Below are 19,023 nucleotides of genomic sequence, written 5' to 3'. Positions count from 1 at the left end.
CCATGATCATCTCGGTCCGGCCGTTTGTCCACGGACAACTGATTGTCCGTACTTCACCTGCGATTCCACCCCGATCGGTTCCGGACAACCGCCCCGGCCCCGCACCCTCGGACCAACCGGGCGATCACCGCCCCTGCCCCACCTTGGAGGACATCTCATGAAGCGCAAGGCCAAAGCAGGGCTCGTGTCGGCAGTGCTGTTCGCCGCCTCCCTGACCCCGGCACCGGTCTCGGCCGGCAACGGCGGCCCCACCCCCGAGCAGGTGTGCGGCAGCGGTTTCGGCAGGGTCGCGGACGGCACGCACCGGGTGATCGACGGCAGGGGCGTCGTCCGGGCCCACGTCCATCTGCTCTACAGCGCGCGTACCGGGGAGAACTGCGTCGTCACCATCAAGTCGAGCTCCGTGGGCGAGGCCACGTGGACCAGCGCCACCCTCTACGTCCAGACGCCCGGCCGGATCCGCTCGAAGATCTTCCGCGACGAGGGCGCCTACAAGTACTACGCGGGACCGGTCAAGGCGTACGCCAGAGACGTCTGCGTCGCCTTCACCGGGACCGTGAGCAGCACACCGAGCAAGTCGTCGTTCTTCGGCAGCCACGCCTCCGGCGGCCGCAAGGCCTTCGGCAACTGCGGCGGGCCGGCCAAGCGCAACCGCGCCTCCGGCTGACCGGACGCTACGGCCGCACCGACAGGGCGTGGCGGAAGACGTCGCGGGGGTCGTAGCGGCGCTTGGCCCGCTGGAGGCGGGCGTAGTTGCCGCCGTAGTACAGGGTGGACCAGGGGACGCCGGAGGTGTTCCAGGCCGGGTCGGCGTGGTCGGTGTCGGGGTAGTTGACGTAGGCGCCGCCGCAGCCGCCGCCGGGGACCGGGACGCCGCCGGTGCTCGCGAACGTGTCCTTGTGCAGGCCGCGCACCCACCGGAGGCGGGCGTCGCCGTCCTGGCCCGCCTCCCAGGTGACCAGGTGCAGCACCTTGAGCACCGACCGGCGTTCCGCGGTGGCGGTCGCCTCCGGCGGCACGGTGTTGACCTTCCCGCCGTACGACAGCAGCCACAGCATGCCCGCGGAGGAGATCTCGCCGGGGTCGTGCAGGCGGTCGAAGGCCACGTCGGCCTGCTCGTCGGTGAACGGCTCCCGCAGGTAGGCCGACTTGCCCTTGTACCGGCCCCGTTCGGCGTCCGCGCCGAGCGAGAGCTCCCGTACCGCCTCGTACCAGGGCTGGCGGACCAGCGGCGGGACGAACCGCGGCGGCGCGACTCCGTCGGCGACGAACGCGAAGTGGTCGCGGAGCAGCTTCTCGGCGCCGGGCACGCCGGCGTCGATCTGGGTGGGCATGGCGATGCCGCCCGGGTCGGCGCCCGCCTGCCTGCCGGGGATCAGCAGCGACCCCCACAGCGACAGGTTCGGGTCGCCGGGGCCGCTGTTGCGCACGTGCCACTCGGCGTAGTTGCGCAGGAGCCTGCGGAACGAGGCCCGGTCCATCCCGTCCCACGACCACAGCGCCACCCCGGACAGGACGGTGCGGGGCGGCTTCGGCAGCAGCGTGGCCGGGTCGTTCCCGCGGGCCCGCGGGTCGCGCAGCCAGTAGCGGGTGACGATGCCGAAGTTGCCCCCGCCGCCGCCGGTGTGCGCCCACCACAGGTCGTGGTGCGGGTCGGCGGGGTCGCGGGTGGCGACGACGGCGCGGGCGCGGCCGTCCCGGCCGACGATGACGACCTCGACGGCGTGCAGATAGTCGACGGTCAGCCCGTCGCGCCGGGACAGCGGCCCGTACCCGCCGCCCGCGATGTGCCCCCCGGCGGCCACGCCCCCGCATTGGCCGCCGGGGAAGGTGACTCCCCAGCCCAGGTAGAGGGTCCGGTAGGCGTTCATCAGCGTCGCGCCGGCCTCGACGGCGAACGCGCCGCGCTTCCTGTCGAAGTACACCCCCGACATCTCGCACAGGTCGACGACGACCTGGGCGCCGTCGCCGACGAAGTTCTCGTAGCAGTGGCCGCCGCTGCGCACCGTCACCCGGCGTCCGGCCCGCACGGCGTCCTGGACGGCCTTGACCACCTGCTCGGTGGTGGTGGCGAGGTGGAAGTACTCCGGTTCGTGCCGGAAGCGCAGGTTGGTCCTGCGTACGGCCAGATCCTCGTAGCGCGGGTCGGCCGGCCGCACCACGACGGGCCCGAGCGGCGGCTCCTCGCCACCGGGCGGCGCGGCGCCTCCTGCCACCACCACGCCCCCGGCCGCCGCGCCCGCACCGATGAACGCCCGGCGTGTGACCTCGCTCATGACGACCCCCTCGTCCCGTGTCGAGAACACTCACCGACGACGCTAGGGATCGCGCCGGGGCTCAGGAAGGGCGCCAGGTACACAACGGGGGTGGTGCTGGCTCCACCCCGGCGGAAAGAGGGGGTTGCAGACAGAGATTCAGATCGGGTAAGGTTACCGGGCCCTTGTCGCCGACCCCTGAGGTGATCCATTTGTGATCTGAGGCCGAGACGCCGCGCCTCTTCGTTGTGCGCATGCCCGACCTCAGACGATCGCCTTCTCTTCGGCCATCTCCTTTTCCGGTCTTGCCGGCTTGCGCCCGCGGTGTCTCCACGTGTCCCGAAATTTCCAGACACGTCAGGGAGCCGCCCTTATGTCTTTTTCCATCGTCTGTGACGCCATCTCGTTCGAGTGGACCGACGGCACGCCCGTCCTGTCGGACCTCGACGTCGCCTTCGGCCCCGGCCGCACCGGCCTGATGGGCGTCAACGGGTCGGGCAAGTCGACCCTCCTGCGGCTGATCGCCGGCGAGCTGCGCCCGGCCTCCGGCACGATCAGCGTGGCCGGCGAAGTCGGCCACCTCCCGCAGAACCTCCCGCTGGCCACCGGCAGCACGGTCTCCGACCTGCTCGGCATCACCGAGCAGCGGGCGGCCCTGCACGCCATCGAGAGCGGGGACGTCGCCGCCGAGCACTTCACCGTGATCGGCGACGACTGGGACGTCGAGGAGCGCGCCCGCGCCGAGCTCGACCGGCTCGGCCTCGGCCACCTGGACCTCGACCGCGACACCGTCACGCTGTCCGGCGGCGAGGTGGTCATGACCGCGCTGGCCGCGCTCCTCGTCCGCCGCCCGGAGGTGCTGCTGCTCGACGAGCCCACCAACAACCTGGACCTGGACGCGCGCCACCGCCTCTACGCCGCCGTCCGGTCGTGGTCCGGGGTGCTGGTGGTCGTCAGCCACGACCGCGCCCTGCTCGACCTCGTGGACCAGGTGGCCGACCTGCGGGACGGCGCCGTACGGATGTTCGGCGGCAACCTGACCGCGTACGAGGAGGCGCTGGCGACCGAGCAGGAAGCCGCCGAGCGCATGGTCCGCGCGGCCGAGGGCGACGTCCGTCGCCAGAGGCGCGAGCTGGAGGAGGCGCAGACCAAGCTGGACAGAAGAGTCCGGTACGGGAACAAGATGCAGGCCACCAAGCGCGAGCCCAAGATCGTCATGGGCGGACGGAAGCGGGCGGCGCAGGTCTCGGCCGGCAAGCACCGCACCATGCACGCCGAGAGGCTGGACCAGGCCCGCGACCGCCTCACCGAGGCCGAGCAGACACTGCGCGAGGACGACGAGATCAAGATCACCCTGCCGGGCACGGCGGTCCCGCCGGGCCGCACGGTGCTGACGCTGCCGGACCCGGCGGGCCTGCGCGAGCTGCGCGGCGGGCCCGGCGCGGACGGCGAGCCGATCGCGGAGCTGATCGTCCGCGGCCCCGAACGGGTCGCCCTGATCGGCCCGAACGGCTCAGGCAAGACGACCCTGCTGCGCCGGATCGCGGCCGGGGACACCCCCGTCCCGGCCCGCTACCTGCCGCAACGGCTCGACCTGCTGGACGACTCGCTGAGCGTGCTCGCCAACGTCCGCCGCTTCGCGCCGTCGGCGCCGGTGAACGAGGTGCGGGCGCGGCTGGCGCGGTTCCTGTTCAGGGGCGACCGGGTGGAGCAGGCGGCGGGCACGCTCTCGGGCGGCGAACGGTTCCGCGCGGTGCTCGCGGCGCTGCTGTCGGCCGAGCCCCCGCCGCACCTGCTCCTCCTGGACGAGCCGACGAACAACCTGGACATGGCCAGCGTCCGACAGCTCTCCCAGGCCCTGTCGGCGTACCGGGGGGCGCTGGTCGTGGTCAGCCACGACCTGCCGTTCCTGGAGACGCTCGGCATCACCCGGTGGCTGGCGATGGAACGGTGACCGCCGGGCGTCCCTACGTGCCGGCGAACAGGTCGTAGTGGTCGACCGTCAGCTCCTTGTCGACCAGGAAGCGGTCGTCCTCCGGATAGAAGACGGCCGTGGCCGGCTCCTCCCCCGCGAACGCCTTCACCGCCTCCCAGGAGTCCCACATCGTGATCAGGAAGAACTCGGTGCGGTCTCCCGCGTCGCGCCGGGTGAAGTAGGCGCCGCGGTTGCCGGGGGTGGCGGTGTACTCGGCGAACCCGGTGCGCATCAGATAGGCCTCGTAGTCGGCCGCGTCGGCGGCCCGCGTCCAGCCTCTCCAGGTACGGATGATCATACGGACACGCTAACCCCGCTGCGCCGCCCCCGGGTTGGGGATTTTCCTGGGAGATGATTGTCTGTCCGGAGAACCTATGAGGAGGGCAACCGGTGACCCGTCAAATTGTTTCCGTCGTCGGCGGCAAGGACGCCGCCGGCTCGGACACGTACGCATCCGTCAACCCCGCCAGGCTCGACGAGGTGGTCGCGCGGGTGGGGCTGGCCGACGCCGACACGTTCGCCGGCGCCTGCCGCACCGCCAAGGACGCCCAGCGGGAGTGGGCGAAGGTCCCGGCCCCGGTCCGCGGCCGGGTGATCGCCTCGATCGGGAGGCTCGTGGAGGCCAACGCCGAGACCCTGGCCGCGCTGGTGACCGAGGAGATCGGCAAGCCGTACGCGGAGGCGCTCGGCGAGGTGCGGGAGATCGTCGACACGTGCGACTTCTTCCTGGGCGAGGGCCGCAGGCTCTACGGGCAGACGGTCCCGTCGGAGATGCCGGACAAGAACCTGTTCACCTTCCGCAACCCGGTCGGCGTGGCCACCGTGATCACGGCGGGCAACTTCCCGGTGGCGGTCCCGTCGTGGTACCTGGTGCCCGCCCTGCTGTGCGGCAACGCCGTGGTGTGGAAGCCGGCCGAGTACGCCGCCGCGTCGGCGCACGCGATGTACCGGCTGTTCGCCGCCTCCGGCCTTCCTGACGGCGTGCTCAACGTGGTCTTCGCCGACGGCGCGCAGACCTTCGCGGGATTGGAGAAGGCGCTCGCCGAGGGCACGGTCGACAAGATCGGGTTCACCGGTTCGAGCGAGGTGGGCAGGAAGATCGGCGAGCTCGCGGGCCGCCACCTGCAGTCGCCCTGCCTGGAGCTGGGCGGCAAGAACCCGATGGTGGTCATGCCGGACGCCGACCTGGACCTGGCGGTGGAGGGCGCGCTGTTCGCCGGCTTCGGCACGGCGGGCCAGCGCTGCACCAGCCTGGGCACCGTCATCGCGCACGAGTCCGTCCACCAGGACTTCACCGACCGTTTCGTCCGCGCGCTGAAGGCGGCCAGGGTGGGCGACCCGCGCGAGGACGTGCTGGCGGGCCCGCTGCTCGACCAGAAGTTCGCCGACCGGTACGAGGAGTACCTGACCTGGATCCAGCCGCACCACGAGGTCGTGTCGGGCCCGACGGGCCGGATCACCGCCGACAGCCCGCGCGACGGGTTCACCGGCGAGGGCGGCCTCTACTACCACCCGGTCGTGGTCGACGGGGTGCGGCGGGACGACCGGATCTTCCTGGAGGAGACGTTCGGCCCGATCGTCGGCGTCACCACGTTCGCCACCATGGACGAGGCGGTCGAGCTGGCCAACCGGCCCGGCTACGGCCTGTCCAGCTCCATCTACACCACCGACGCCAAGCACGCGTTCGCCTTCCGCGAGGGCGTCTCGGCGGGCATGGTCAGCATCAACAACTCGACCTCAGGGGCGGAGGCCCACCTGCCGTTCGGCGGCAACGGCAAGTCGGGCAACGGCAGCCGCCAGTCGGGCATGTGGGTGCTCGACCAGTTCACCCGCTGGCAGTCGATGAACTGGGACCACTCCGGCCGGCTGCAGAAGGCGCAGATGGACGTGGCGGAGATTACCCCCGATCTCGGGTTCCGGCTCTAGGTCTTTACCACGCGGTGTAAGAGAAGCCACCCCGCCGGGCAGGGGGCCCTTCCCGGCGGGTGATGGCCGTGTCACGATGGCGGCGCCTTCGATCACGGGGAGAAGCCGATGCGTGACTATCTGAGACCATTACCTGGTCGGCCGGTCCTCCGCCTGCGGGCCGGCTTCCCTTGCCGCTGGAGCGTCCGCACCCGCGACGGCCGCGGCTGGTGCCCGCCCGACACCGTTCCGGCCCGCGATCGCGACGGTCGTCCGTACTTCCACGGCGACGATGTCGTCCTGCCGGTGCCCCATGAGCCGGTCACCGTCCGGGCGGCGCGGGGTCCCGAGTACGCGGACGTGGAGACGACGCTGCTGCCCGGCCTCGGCGAGACGCTGGTGGAGCTCACGCCGCCGCGCCGGTACGACGCGGGGGCGCGCGGCTGGTACGGCGGCGACCTGCACGTCCCGCTGAACCGGCCGCCGGGGTGGGTGGCCGCCGCCCAGCACGGGGAGGACCTGAACGTGATCAACGTGCCGCCCGGCGACGGCGAGACGCTGGAGCGGTGGTCGGGCCGCGACCTGCCCTGGTCCGACGGCACGCACGTGGCCCGGGTCGACCTGGTCCACGAGGTGCTCGGGCTCGGCTCGTGGCCGCTGTCCGGCGTCGCGCTGCGCGAGCTGCACCGCCGCGGCACGCTGGTGACCTACGCGAACGCCTGCGACGGGCCGGCGGAGACGGCAGACCAGCTGATGAGCGACGGCGATCCCGGGTTCGACGCGCGGCTGGCCGTGGTGGACGCGGCGCTGGGGCTGGTCGACGGCTTTCCTTCGCCGCTCGGCTCGCCTCGCGCGTACCGGCGGCTGATCGGCGCGGGCAACCGGGTCGCGGCGATGGGCGGCGGTTCGCGCCGGTTCGGCCCGATCGGCCGGGAGCGCACGTACGCGCGCGTCGACGGGCGGCTGACCGCGGGCGCGTACGCGGAGGCGGTGCGGCAAGGCCGCACGTTCGTCACCACCGGCCCGTTCCTGGAGCTGGAGGTGGCCGGCCGGGGACCGGGCGACACCCTCGACCTGGCGCCGGGCGCGACGGTCCCGGTGACGGTGCGGGTGCTCGGCGACGGGGCGGAGCGGGTGCGGCTGCTGACCGCCGACGGCGTGCTCGCCTCGGGGACGCCCACCGGTCGGGCGGGCGGGCCTTCGGCGCTGACCGCCGACCTGTCGGTCGTGTGGCCGACGTACGTGGTCGCGGTCGTGGAGGGCGGCGGGCGGGTGCTCGCCCACAGCAGCCCGGTCTATCTGGACGTGTGCCATCGGCGGGTGGCCAGGGAGGAGGACGTGACGTTCTGCCTGCGCTGGCTCGACCTGCTGGAGAAGCAGATCAGGGACCGGGTGACCGAGGACGACCTGGAGGTGCTGGAGGAGGCGCGCCGCGTCTATCTGGCCCGCCAGCGCTGAGGCCGGTCCGGTTCACGCGGAGGAGGAGAACGCGGGCCCCTCGGGGGTGCCCGCGTTCTCTCCCCTCCTCGCGAGGCGGCTGATCGAACCCGTGATCAGACCCGTGATCAGACCTGGCCGGCCTTCTCCAGGGCGGCGCAGCAGGTGCCGACCAGGAGGCGGGCGACCACGTACGGGTCGATGTTGGCGTTCGGGCGGCGGTCCTCGATGTAGCCCTTCTTCTCGACCTCGACCTGCCACGGGATGCGGACGGACGCGCCGCGGTCGGAGACGCCGTAGCTGTACTTGTTCCACGGGGCGGTCTCGTGGGCGCCGGTCAGGCGGCTCTCGATGTCGGCGCCGTACTCCCTGATGTGCTCCATGGGCTTGTCGCCCTCGCCCAGGGCCTCGCAGGCGGTGATGATCGCGTCGTAGCCCTCGCGCATCGCCCGGGTGGAGAAGTTGGTGTGCGCGCCGGCGCCGTTCCAGTCGCCGCGGGCGGGCTTGGCGTCGAGGGTGGCCTCCACGCCGTACTCCTCGGCGGTGCGGTAGAGGAGCCAGCGGGCGATCCACAGGTGGTCGGCCACCTCGAGCGGGCCGGCCGGGCCGATCTGGAACTCCCACTGGCCGGGCATGACCTCGGCGTTGATGCCGGAGACCTTCAGACCGGCGGCGAGGCAGCGGTCGAGGTGGAGCTCGACGATCTCGCGGCCGAACACGGCCTCCGCGCCGACGCCGCAGTAGTAGTGGCCCTGCGGGGCGGGGAAGCCGCCCTCGGGGAAGCCGAGCGGGCGGCTGCCCTTGAAGAACGTGTACTCCTGCTCGATGCCGAACCACGAGTCCTGGTCGGCGTACTGCTCGGCGACCGGGCGGAGCAGGGCGCGGGTGTTGCTCCGGTGCGGGTCGCCGGAGACCTCGTCGACCTCGCACAGCACGAGCACGCTGTCGCCGCCGCGGATCGGGTCGGGACAGCTGAACACCGGACGGAGCACGAGGTCGGACTTGTGTCCCTCGGCCTGGTTGGTGCTGGAGCCGTCGAAGCCCCACACCGGAGGCTCGACTCCGTCGGCAAGGATCTTGGTCTTCGAGCGCAGCAGAGCGGTGGGCTCGGTGCCGTCGATCCAGATGTACTCAGCCTTGTAGCTCACAGCGGTCCTTTCCCGGTGTTCATCAGCCACGCCGAGTCTTATGGACGGCCGTTTCCCGGTTTTTGCCCGAATGTGAACGCCGTGTTAAGGCGCCTACTTCACCCGCACGCCATCCGGACCAGCCACGAGCAGGGCGTTCGGCCCGCCCTCGCCGCAGTCGGGGCCGTTGGGGAAGCGGCCCTCGGGGGTGACGTCGAGGCCGCGGTCGAGCAGGGTGCGGCCGTCCGCGTCCAGAAGTGTGACACGCACCCGCACCGGGCTCTTCGGCAGGCCGGGCACGTCGGCGAAGCCCTGCTTGCCGCCGGTCTCCCTCATGCGGGCCGAGCAGGTGTCGCCCGAGCAGGTGGTCTCGGCCGCCGCGGTCACCGGGTGCAGGTCCGGCTCGTACGTGCGGCAGCCGTCCGGCAGGCACACCTCCAGCTCCGCCCGGTCCACCTGTGAGGCGAGCGGCGCCTCGACGGTCAGGCCCACCCCCACACGGGTGCCGATCATCGTGCATGGCCGGGAGTCCGAGCAGGCGGTCAGCAGGGCGGCGAGGGCGAGGACGGCGACGGGGGCACGCATACTCCTGATGACGTGATCGGCAGGGCCGCGGTTCAGGCGATCTCGCGCCGCCCGTCGCCGTCGTAGCCGAGCAGCCGCATCGCGGTGTCCGGGTCCAGCGCCGCCGCCAGGAGCTGGGCACGGGCGTGCGCCTGGTCCCGGTCGCGTTCCGCCCTGACCTGGGCCGCCCGCAGGCCCTTGACGGCCACGATGGTGAGCCCGACGCCGACGACCACCGCGACCACCACCACGAAGAGCGTGATCAGCAGCCAGGGTGAGGCGATGCCGGGCCCGGGGCCGGCGGCCGCGCCGGTCTCCGCCCCGGAGGCGGGGCTCGCGGCCAGCACGCCGTTCAGCGAGAGCGCGAGGATGACCGCCAGCCCGACGAGCGTGACCAGGCTGGCCGCGACCACCCACCACGCGCCGCGCCGGCGTCGCGGCGGCGGCTCGACCGGGGCGTCCATGACCAGCGGGGATGCGCTCCGCGGGGGCGGCGGTGGCGGCGGGGCCGGGGAGTCCGTGGCCCAGGGCACGAACTCGGGCCGTCCCTCGTCCTGCTGTCCGTCCGAGGACCCACCGGAGTACGCCACGGGCTCGGCCCCGGTGGGCACGCTCGCGGCGAGGGCGGGCGGCGGTGCCACGGGAACCCCCAGAACCGTGCCCGGCAGGCCCTCGCCGGGCGCGATCGCGGTGGCGACGACCGGCCTGGCATCCACCACGGCGTCCACCACGGCATCCACCACGGCCGCCACCAGCGGCTCCTCGGCCACGCCCGGCAGGTCGCGCTCCACCCGGCTGTGTTCCTTGTGCGCCCTGGCGGCCTCCGTGTGGTACTCCTCCAGCTCGCGGACGAGGTCCTCGGAGGCGTAGATCGTGCCGTCGACGAGCGGCCCGGGGCGGCGCTGGAAGATCGCCACCACGTCGTCGCCGTTCAGCGTCTTGTGCGTCTCCAGCGCGTGCGCCAGGCACAGCACGTCCTGGCGGTGCTCCTTGAGCAGTTCCTCGGTCTTCTCCAGCAGCCGCACCAGGTTGTACTCGATCCGCTCCCCCAGCACGTCGGGGGTCAGGTCCTGCTGCGCGGTGCGCGGCTCGCGGTCGGTGATGCCCATCGGCCCGCCGCCGGGCCGCCTGGGCATCGCCTTGCCGCCCATGATCTCCAGCTCCTGCAGGGCCGGCAGCGAGGTGACGCCCGAGCCCATCCCCCAGTACGACTCCATGAGCGCGGTCAGGAAGGTGGCCGAGTGGAGGTCGCCGGAGACGCCCGAGGAGTTGTCCTCGCTGAAGAACATCCGCTCCCCCGCCAGGGAGGCGAGCGAGACCATGATGTCGGCCTCGTACTCCGACTTCCACCGGGTGAACTGGTCCTCCGGCTTGATCGAGGCCACCATGCCGAGATAGTCGGCGCCCTTCTCGATGGTGGCGATGTCGATCTCCAGGTGGAAGCGGGTCACGTACGCGACGACCGCGTGGCAGGCCTCGTGCACGGCCACCGCGTGCCGCTCGCGCTCGATGTACTCGACGTCCTCGGGCGGGCCGAGCTGCTTGAGCCGCTTGGCACGGAGCACGTCCGACCAGGTGATGATCTCCCGCCCGTCGCGGATGGCGGTGATCAGCGACTCGTTGACCAGGTCCTTGATGGTGGCGCCGGTGGCGTACGGGGTGATGGTGGCGAGCTTGTCGATCTGCTCGGCGGTGAGCTGGTGCGCGACCTTGTCGAAATAGCCCTGGTAGGTGCGCAGCCGCCCGGCCTTCGACGGGTAGCCGACCTTGTAGATGCGGTCGATGCGGCCGGGCCGCAGCAGCGCCTCGTCGAGCGCGTCCGGCCGGTTGGTGGCCATCATGACGAGGATGCGGTACTTCGGCGGCGGCTTGGGGCGCATCCCGAGCAGCCGTCTGACCAGCCGGTTGAAGAACCCGCGCGGCTTCTTCAGCCCCGACAGCTCGGTGAGCAGCGCCTGGAGGACACCGGTGTCGCCGCCGCCGCCCATGCCGCCGCCCATGAAGAACCGCTCGCGCGTCCCCGGCTCGGCGGCCTCGCGGCGGCCGCGGAAGGCGAGCACCGAGCGGCTCTCCTCCGACAGGTAGTTCAGGCCGTGGCAGCCGGAGAAGCCGCCGCCCTGGCCGGGCGGGCCCTGCTGGGCCAGCCGGCCGCGCTTGCCCAGGGAGTCGGCCTCGTCGAAGAAGACGATCACGCCGCCGTACCGGAGTGCGAGCTTGCGCAGCTTCCTGAAGAGCGTCTTGACCTTGAGGATGCCGATGCCCATGAACATGGCGGTGAACGCGCCCGGGTCGACGAACACGTACGGCTTGCCGGTCTCGCCGGCGACGGCCTCGGCCATCAGCGTCTTGCCCGTGCCGGGCGGCCCCCACAGCAGCAGGCCGCTCGGCACGTAGCCGCCGCGCTCCTCGATCTCGCCGGGCTTCTCCAGGAAGACGATGTTCTCCTGGACCCGCTCGACGACGTGGTCCTGCCCCCACACGTCGGTGAAGCGGGTCTTGATGTCGTCGGGGAAGTACGTCTCCACGCCGCCCCTGGACAGGAACCAGAACAGGCCGACGAACTGGATGATGATCACGAAGAACAGGAAGACGATCTGCAGGACGAACGGCAGCGCCTGGAACAGCAGTGCCGGCGCCTGGAACAGGGCGAGCAGCGGGCTGCTGTCGAGCACCGCGCCGAGCACCATGGCCAGCAGCGCCACCCAGAAGGCGATCTTCAGCACGCGGGCGAGCCGGAACCTGGTCCAGTCGTCGAAACGCCGGTGCGACCAGCGCTCGAACCCGCCGAAGACGCTCCGGCTCCAGAACCGGTGGTAGGCCGACCAGCGTTCACTGACCAGGAAATGGACCTGCCGGGCAGCCTCGACGCCGAGCAGCCAGAAGATCCACTGATAGTCCCTGGCGATCACTCGGACGGCGTCGGAGAAGGGCATGATGCCGGGGTGATCGGCCATCGCTTTCCAGCTGAGCACCAGGAAGGCGACCGTCAGGCCGATGAGGAACTTGCTCCGGTCCCAGAAGCGCATCTTCTTCCTGGTGACGGCGTCCGGGTCGGAGGGGCCGCTGCCGGGGGCGCGCAGCCCTTCATGGTGCGTGGTGTTCACGGGGTGCTCCCTTTATCCGGGCAGCCTGAGCAGGTTGAAGGAGCCGGCGATCTTGTCGAGCTCGGCGGCGCGCTCGGCGAAACAGGTCGCCTCGCAGGTGATGAGCATCAACGACAGGCTCGTGCCCTTGCCGTCGAGGATGGCCGTCTGGTCGAACGTCTGAACTCCGCCGACGATTCGGTAGTTGTACCGGACCCGGATCCCCCTGGCCCCGTCGTCAAGGGTGAGCTCCTGGTCCAGGAGCGGCTCGAAGTTGCCGAAGAGCGGCGCCCGGCCCGCCTGCAACTGGGACATCACGTACGCCTCGCGCCGCCCGTCGGTCACCGGCAGGATGTAGTCGCGCATCCGGTCGAGCGACATCTCGTTGCGTTCCTTGACGGTCAGCGCGTGCACGGTCACGTACACGAACGGTTCCCGCGAGCCGAACATGTGCTGGACGTTGGGCTCGGCCGCCTGGTCGAAGGCGGTCGACCAGACCCGTTCCTTGCGCAGCTGCGTCGCGGCCGAGGTCGGGTCGTCGCCGGAAATCAGCAGTTCGAGCGGTTCGGTGTCGAGCTGGGAGAAGGAGGCCGGCACCTTGAAGTACGTGGTGCCCGCCCGGTCGCGCACGTAGTGGAACTCCGGCTGTCCGCAGGCGGACACGGTCGCCACCGCGGCGATGAGCGCGATCGCCGCTCGCATCGTCTTCACCAGGGTTTACCTCCGCATGACGAGGCACCGCAGTTGTTGTGCCCGCTTTCTCCTTCGCTGAGCCGTGCCGGAATGGAGAAATCTTGACCAAATCTTGGCCTGGCATTGGCTTCACTTGTTACAGATCAACAGGAAAACCTGTCTTCGCGGTCCGACTTCCGGTCGTCCCCCTTGGTCATCGCCCAGGAGGTGGCCCAAGATGAAGCCACCCCCCTCACGCGACCGGAGCGCACGATGACAGAACCGGCCGGACCGGCCATGGAGACCGTCGACTCGTTCGGGATGACGGCCGAGCGCGCCTTCGCCGACCTCTGGTCGCGGGAGACGCTCACCCTCAGGGAACGCCGCCTGCTCCTGCTCGGCCTGCTCGTCGGGCAGGGCCTGGACGACCAGGTGGCACAGAACCTCGACGCCGCCCTGCGCACCGGCGACCTGGACGAAACCGAGCTGCGGGAGATCGTCGTCTTCCTCACCCACTACGCCGGCTGGGCGCGAGGAACCCGGCTCAACGGGCAGGTCGAGGACCTGATCGAGCTGGTCAGGCGGGATCGACCCGGTAGACGGGGCCGGCCAGGCTGAGCGCGTACAGCTCGCCGTCGTGGTCCTCGCCGAACGACGACAGCTGCTCCACCTCGCCCACCTGCCGGTCGCGGTCGAGCTCGTCCACGGGGGCCGCCCTGACCCACCCGGCGCAGAAGTCGCCGTAGAGGAACCGGCCGCGCAGCCACGGGATCTTCGCGCCGTGGTACACGAACCCGGCGATCACCGAGCAGTTGCCGCCCTCGTTCAGCGAATAGACGATCACCGGGTCGACCGGCTCCTCGGCGCGGCCCGGGCGGAAGCGCTCCTTGCCCTCGCGGACGCTCCAGCCGTAGTTCTCGCCGCCCTCCGAGCCGGCCGGCTGGTAGTCGATCTCCTCCCAGCGGTTCTGGCCGACGTCGCCGATCCACAGGTCGCCGTTCTCCCGGTCGAAGCCGAACCGCCACGGGTTGCGCAACCCGTACGCCCAGATCTCCGTCCGCGCGTCCTCCTTGCCGACGAACGGGTTGTCGTCCGGCACCTTGTAGGGCCGCCCGCCGCGCGGGTCGATGCGCAGGATCTTGCCCAGCAGCGTGCCGAGGTCCTGCCCGGCGTCCTCCGGGTCGCCCGCGCCGCCGCCGTCGCCGAGCGCGATGTAGAGGTGGCCGTCGGGGCCGAAGGCGAGCTGCCCCCCGTTGTGGTTGGCGAACGGCTGCTCCTGCGTCAGCACGTCACGCCTGCCGGTGGCCCGCTTCCCGTCGTAGGCCCACTCGGTGACGTGCGTGGTGCCGGCCCGGTCGGTCCAGTCGAGGTAGAGCCAGCGGCCGGACGGGTGGAAGGCGACGCCGAGCAGCCCCTGCTCGTTGCCGCCGCTCACCTCGCCGGACAGGTCGACGATCGTGTCGCCGTCGGTGGTGCGCAGCCTGCCGCCCTGCTCGGCCACGTACAGGCGGCGGTCACCGCTCCGGACGGCGAACGCCACCGGCCGTTCCAGCTCGGCGATCTTCGTGAACTTCAGCCTCCCCTCGCGCGCCGCCGGGGTCCCGGACGGTGCGGGGGTCGCGTCGGCCGCGGACGAGGACGGCGAGGCGGGCGTGATCTCCGCGGTCTCCACGGTCTCCGGAGGCGCGGTTCCAGGCGGCGCGGTCTGCGGCGGCGCGGCGGAGCAGGCGGTCAGAACGACGGCGGACACGGCGGCGAACACGGCCACGGCGAGGCGCACCCCGCCATCCTCGCACGCCCCGCACCACCGCACCACCGCGCCGCTGCGCCGCTGCATCCCCGCATCCCCGCATCCCCGCATCCCCGCATCCCCGCATCCCCGCATCCCCGCATCCCCGCATCCCCGCATCCCCGCACCACTGTCACTCCCGCGCCCCCGCACCCCCCACACCCCCCGCGCCCCCGCGCCCCCGCGCCCCCGCGCCACTGCGCCACTGCACTCCCGCGCCCTTGCACCACCGCACCACTGTCACTCACGCGCGCCTGCGCCACTGCGCTCCCGCACCCCTGCGTTCCCGGACCGCTGCACCCCCGCACTCCTGCACCACCGCATTCCTGCACCACCGGCCGTCTTCCGGATTCGCCTGGTGCGGGGCGCTCGGCGTGCGGGGTCGAACGTCAAACCCTGACAAGCCTTTGGGGAACCCCCTCGGGCTGGGCGCCGTGATGCGTGCCGTCGGCCCGCTCATCCCGCCGTAGTCCCGGGACAGGCTCGCTGCTTCCCCGCACGACGGGCCACCCGCACCGGGTTCGATCGTCTCCCGTGCGGCGGGTCTCCCGGTGGGCGCGGATAGGGTTCTGAGCATGCCTACCGCATTGATCACCGGCGCGACCGCCGGCATCGGCGCCGCCTTCGCCCGCCGGCTGGCCGCCGACGGTTTCACCCTGGTCCTGGTGGCGCGCGACGAGCGACGGCTCGGGGAGACCGCCGACCAGCTGAAGCTGAGGTACGGGGTCGCGGTCGAGACGCTGCCCGCCGATCTCGCCACCGACGAGGGCCTGACCCAGGTGGAGGCACGCTGCCGCGCCGGGGTCGACCTGCTGGTCAACAACGCCGGTTTCGCGCAGCGGCACGCCTTCCTCGACACGCCCGTGGAGGACGAGATGCGCATGCTCAAGGTCCACTGCGAGGCGGTGCTGCGGCTGACCCTGGCGGCGCTGCCGGGGATGCGCAAGCGCGGCAAGGGCGCGGTGATCAACGTCGGTTCGGTGGCGGGCTTCTTCACCCGCGGCAGCTACAGCGCCTCCAAGGCCTGGGTGGCCAACTTCAGCGAGTCCACCGCGGCCGAGATCCGCGAGCCGGGGGTCAAGGTGATGGCGCTCTGCCCGGGGTTCGTGCGGACGGAGTTCCACCAGCGTGCCTCGATCGACATGTCGGGCATGCCGGGGTTCATGTGGCTGGACGCCGACCGGCTCGTCGCCGAGGCGCTGCGCGATCTGGCGCTGGGCAAGTGGGTGTCGGTGCCGTCCCTGCGCTACAAGGCGGTCGTCGCGGTCGGCAGGTTCGTGCCGCGCCGCCTGGTCGCGGGGATCTCGGCCCGCATCGGCCGCCGCTGACCTTGGCGGGGCCCCGGGCACGGGACGGGCCCTCGCCGCGGGAGGGGGTCGCGATGAGGGCCCTGACGGCCGCGGGCAGGGCCCGCGGCCGGTATCGGATGCCGGAGTACGAGCCGCTCAGCGGCCGACGTTGGCCGGGTGGCCGATGGCCAGGCCCGAGGTCGGGTCGAAGAAGTGCAGGTTGTGCGTGTCGACGACCAGGTCGATGGTCTGGCCGGGGCGCACGTGGCTGCGGGCGTTGACGCGGGCGGTCCACAGCGACTTGTCGCCCACCAGCGGCAGCGCGGCCTCCTCGTCGTCGCCCGTGTCGGCGGCGGCGACGGTGTCCTTGTGCTCCACCGGCGGGGCGTCGATCAGGAAGAGCACGTTGATCTCGGAGCCGAGCTCCTCGGTGACCTCCGCCTTGACCGGCAGCGTCGCCCAGCCGTTGTCGGCGTGGGCGCCGGCGGAGGCGGCGTCCTCGAAGTCGGACGGGCGGATGCCGAGGATGATCTTCTTGCCGATGTACTGGTCGAGGCCCGGCTTGTCGCTGAAGGTCGACTCGGGGATCGGCAGCTTGAAGCCGGCGAAGGCCACCCCGGCGCCGCCGTCGCGGACCAGCTCGGCGGTGACGAAGTTCATCGACGGCGAGCCCATGAAGCCCGCGACGAACAGGTTGACCGGCTTGTCGAAGAGGTTCTGCGGGGTGTCGACCTGCTGGAGCAGACCGTCGCGGAGCACGCAGACGCGGTCGCCGAGGGTCATGGCCTCGACCTGGTCGTGGGTGACGTAGACGGTGGTGACGCCGAGGCGCTCGTGCATCTGGTTGAGCGAGGCGCGCATGGAGACGCGGAGCTTGGCGTCCAGGTTGGACAGCGGCTCGTCCATGAGGAAGGCCTGCGGCTCACGGACGATGGCGCGGCCCATGGCGACACGCTGGCGCTGACCACCGGACAGGGCGGCCGGCTTGCGCTTGAGGTAGGTCTCCAGGCCCAGCATCTTGGCCGCGTCCTGGACCCGCTGCTGGATCTCGGCCTTGGGCATCTTGCGCAGCTTGAGGCCGAAGGCGAGGTTCTCCTCGACCGTCATGTGCGGGTAGAGCGCGTAGTTCTGGAAGACCATCGCGATGTCGCGGTCCTTGGGCGGCAGGTGGTTGACGACCTTGTCGCCGATGGAGATCTCGCCGCCGCTGATGTCTTCCAGGCCGGCGATCATCCGGAGGGCGGTCGACTTGCCGCACCCGGAGGGGCCGACCAGCACCATGAACTCGCCATCCTTGATCTCAAGGTTGAGCCCGTTCACCGCCTTGACGCCACCGGCGTAGATCTTGTCGACATTGCTCAAAACGATGGATGCCATGACAGTCCTTCGCGCTGCAGGGCGATGGCCCCGATAGTCGGTGCGGTGGTCCCGCGTTCTTGGATACGTTTTCAAGCATCTCACCGCGAAAGGGACATCACTGTCAAGCCCTGCCGTGTGAGCAGCCGATGCGGGTACGGCGGACTTCCGGAAACGCGGAAACCATGATGGAATCGTTTCCATGGACAGGCGGGCGACCATCAAGGATGTGGCCGAGGCGGCGGGCGTGGGCATCGCCACCGTGTCAAGGGTGCTGTCAGGCGGCTCGGCCAGCCCGCAGACCCGCGAGCGGGTGCTGGCGGCCGCCGCGCAGCTCGACTACCGGCCCAGCGCCGCCGGCCGCAACCTGCGCCAGCGCCGCACCGGCGGGCTCGGGCTGCTCGTCCCCGACCTGACCGACACGCTCTTCGGCCGGCTCGCCGAAGGGGTGCTCGCCTACGCCCGCTCGGCCGGCGAGCCGGTGGTGCTCGGCTCCACCGGCGACGACCCGGAGCAGGAGTCGGAGATGATCGGCATGCTGCTGGAGCAGAGCGTGGACCGGGTCATCGCGGTCCCATCGGGCGACGCCGAGACCTGGCAGCCGGCCGTCCGCGCGGGCATGACGGTGGTCTTCGCCGACCGGCTGCCCGTCGAGAGCTCCGACCCGGCCGACGAAGGTCCCGACCGCGACCTCATGCTCCTCGACGGCCTGCCGCCGGCCCCGCCGGCCCGCCCGCTGGACGTCCCCGCCGTCCTCGCCGACGACCGGTCCGGCATCCGTACGGCGGTGCGCTACCTGCGGGGGCTGGGCCACCGGCGCATCGCCTACCTCGGCGGCCCCGGCCACGACCGCCGGGTGGCGGCCTTCCGCGAGGCGATGGGGGCGCCGGTGGACGAGGAGCTGATCGTGTTCGCCACCGGCACCCGCGACTCCGCGTACGCGGCCGCGTCCGGCCTGTTCCAGAGCCGTCCCGACCTGTCGGCGGTGGTCGCCGGGGGCAACGTGCTCGGCGAGGCCGCGGTGCTCGCGGCCCGGGAGCTGGATCTGCGGGTGCCGCGGGACGTGTCGCTCGTCATGTACGACGACGTCCCGTGGGCGGAGCTGTGCTCCCCTCCCCTGACGGTGATCGCCCAGCCGGGCCGCGAGATCGGCTACCGCGCCGCGGAACTGGTCCTGCGCGCGGGCGCCCGGCGCCCGCGCGCGGTGATGCTCCCGACAGAACTGATCGTCCGAGGCAGCTGCGGCCCCCACCGCTAACCCCACCCCCACCGCCCCTGCCCCCGCACCGGCGGCCCCCGTCTCACGCAACACACGGCTCCCCCAACGGGCCCGCACCGGCGGCCATCGTCTCGCGGATCACACCGCGGACACCCATCAGGCCCGTACCACGCGACCGCATCCCGCGGCCCGCACTGGGGTCGCCGTCTCGCGGAGCGCACCGCTCCCCCCACCGGGCCCGCGCCGTCGGCCCCATCGGGCCGATGCCGGCGACGCCGCCTCCGCTCTCACCGCCGCCCCCGACCGGGGCGGGGCCCGCCGACCGCGGGCGGGGTCAGAACGGGAGGGTACG

15 protein-coding genes are annotated in these 19,023 nt (G+C 71.8%); 7 read left to right on the top strand and 8 right to left on the bottom strand.

Going from position 1 to position 19,023, the window contains the following annotated elements; genetic code table 11:
* The first annotated feature begins 157 nt into the window (after positions 1-157).
* Complete coding sequence (locus tag ACGFI7_RS08940; protein ID WP_393401101.1) at positions 158-667, top strand: hypothetical protein; 510 nt, start codon at positions 158-160, stop codon at positions 665-667.
* A 7-nt stretch (positions 668-674) separates the two neighbouring features.
* Here the strand turns inward: ACGFI7_RS08940 and ACGFI7_RS08935 are convergent, their stop codons facing one another.
* Positions 675-2,276, bottom strand: coding sequence for an FAD-dependent oxidoreductase (locus tag ACGFI7_RS08935; RefSeq protein WP_393401099.1), 1,602 nt, complete (start codon positions 2,274-2,276; stop codon positions 675-677).
* A 352-nt stretch (positions 2,277-2,628) separates the two neighbouring features.
* Between ACGFI7_RS08935 and ACGFI7_RS08930 the strand changes: the two genes are divergently transcribed.
* Positions 2,629-4,209, top strand: a complete 1,581-nt coding sequence (locus ACGFI7_RS08930) for an ABC-F family ATP-binding cassette domain-containing protein (protein WP_393401097.1) — start codon at positions 2,629-2,631, stop codon at positions 4,207-4,209.
* Between the two features lie 13 nt (positions 4,210-4,222).
* On the opposite strand, the gene ACGFI7_RS08925 is transcribed toward ACGFI7_RS08930, so the two are convergent.
* Positions 4,223-4,528 (bottom strand): hypothetical protein, encoded by a 306-nt coding sequence (locus ACGFI7_RS08925; RefSeq protein ID WP_393401095.1) that lies wholly within the window; start codon positions 4,526-4,528, stop codon positions 4,223-4,225.
* A 92-nt stretch (positions 4,529-4,620) separates the two neighbouring features.
* On the opposite strand from ACGFI7_RS08925, the gene ACGFI7_RS08920 reads away from it, so the two are divergent.
* Positions 4,621-6,156: an aldehyde dehydrogenase family protein gene (locus tag ACGFI7_RS08920; protein ID WP_393401092.1), complete on the top strand. Its 1,536-nt coding sequence runs from the start codon at positions 4,621-4,623 to the stop codon at positions 6,154-6,156.
* Positions 6,157-6,264: 108 nt separating this feature from the next.
* Entirely contained in the window at positions 6,265-7,593 is a 1,329-nt protein-coding gene (locus tag ACGFI7_RS08915) for a CehA/McbA family metallohydrolase (protein WP_393401090.1), read from the top strand.
* A gap of 107 nt (positions 7,594-7,700) precedes the next feature.
* On the opposite strand, the gene glnII is transcribed toward ACGFI7_RS08915, so the two are convergent.
* The 4 genes from glnII to ACGFI7_RS08895 form a co-directional block, all read right to left on the bottom strand.
* A complete protein-coding gene (glnII, locus tag ACGFI7_RS08910; RefSeq protein ID WP_393401087.1) occupies positions 7,701-8,720 on the bottom strand; it encodes a glutamine synthetase GlnII in 1,020 nt (339 codons plus the stop codon).
* 93 nt (positions 8,721-8,813) lie between these two features.
* The gene (locus tag ACGFI7_RS08905; RefSeq protein ID WP_393401085.1) at positions 8,814-9,284 is read right to left on the bottom strand and encodes a hypothetical protein; all 471 of its coding nucleotides are present in this window, start codon (positions 9,282-9,284) and stop codon (positions 8,814-8,816) included.
* Positions 9,285-9,316: 32 nt separating this feature from the next.
* Positions 9,317-12,367: an AAA family ATPase gene (locus ACGFI7_RS08900; protein WP_393401082.1), complete on the bottom strand. Its 3,051-nt coding sequence runs from the start codon at positions 12,365-12,367 to the stop codon at positions 9,317-9,319.
* Between the two features lie 12 nt (positions 12,368-12,379).
* The gene (locus ACGFI7_RS08895) at positions 12,380-13,057 is read right to left on the bottom strand and encodes a hypothetical protein (protein WP_393401079.1); all 678 of its coding nucleotides are present in this window, start codon (positions 13,055-13,057) and stop codon (positions 12,380-12,382) included.
* Between the two features lie 234 nt (positions 13,058-13,291).
* On the opposite strand from ACGFI7_RS08895, the gene ACGFI7_RS08890 reads away from it, so the two are divergent.
* Positions 13,292-13,636 (top strand): carboxymuconolactone decarboxylase family protein, encoded by a 345-nt coding sequence (locus tag ACGFI7_RS08890; RefSeq protein ID WP_393401077.1) that lies wholly within the window; start codon positions 13,292-13,294, stop codon positions 13,634-13,636.
* On the opposite strand, the gene ACGFI7_RS08885 is transcribed toward ACGFI7_RS08890, so the two are convergent.
* Entirely contained in the window at positions 13,596-14,855 is a 1,260-nt protein-coding gene (locus tag ACGFI7_RS08885; RefSeq protein ID WP_393401075.1) for a PQQ-dependent sugar dehydrogenase, read from the bottom strand. The two genes, ACGFI7_RS08890 and ACGFI7_RS08885, sit on opposite strands and share 41 nt — an antisense overlap.
* A gap of 527 nt (positions 14,856-15,382) precedes the next feature.
* On the opposite strand from ACGFI7_RS08885, the gene ACGFI7_RS08880 reads away from it, so the two are divergent.
* On the top strand, positions 15,383-16,135 hold the full coding sequence (locus ACGFI7_RS08880) for an SDR family NAD(P)-dependent oxidoreductase (RefSeq protein ID WP_393401073.1): 753 nt from the start codon (positions 15,383-15,385) through the stop codon (positions 16,133-16,135).
* 117 nt (positions 16,136-16,252) lie between these two features.
* On the opposite strand, the gene ACGFI7_RS08875 is transcribed toward ACGFI7_RS08880, so the two are convergent.
* Positions 16,253-17,473: an ABC transporter ATP-binding protein gene (locus ACGFI7_RS08875; RefSeq protein WP_393401070.1), complete on the bottom strand. Its 1,221-nt coding sequence runs from the start codon at positions 17,471-17,473 to the stop codon at positions 16,253-16,255.
* Positions 17,474-17,654: 181 nt separating this feature from the next.
* On the opposite strand from ACGFI7_RS08875, the gene ACGFI7_RS08870 reads away from it, so the two are divergent.
* Positions 17,655-18,710: a LacI family DNA-binding transcriptional regulator gene (locus ACGFI7_RS08870; protein ID WP_393401067.1), complete on the top strand. Its 1,056-nt coding sequence runs from the start codon at positions 17,655-17,657 to the stop codon at positions 18,708-18,710.
* The last annotated feature ends 313 nt before the right edge of the window (positions 18,711-19,023 follow it).

This window comes from Nonomuraea sp. NPDC048826 (genome assembly GCF_043198225.1).
Taxonomy (GTDB): Bacteria; Actinomycetota; Actinomycetes; order Streptosporangiales; family Streptosporangiaceae; genus Nonomuraea.
The sequence above is the reverse complement of the archived record's forward strand: the minus strand, read 5'-3'. Positions and strand labels throughout refer to the sequence as shown.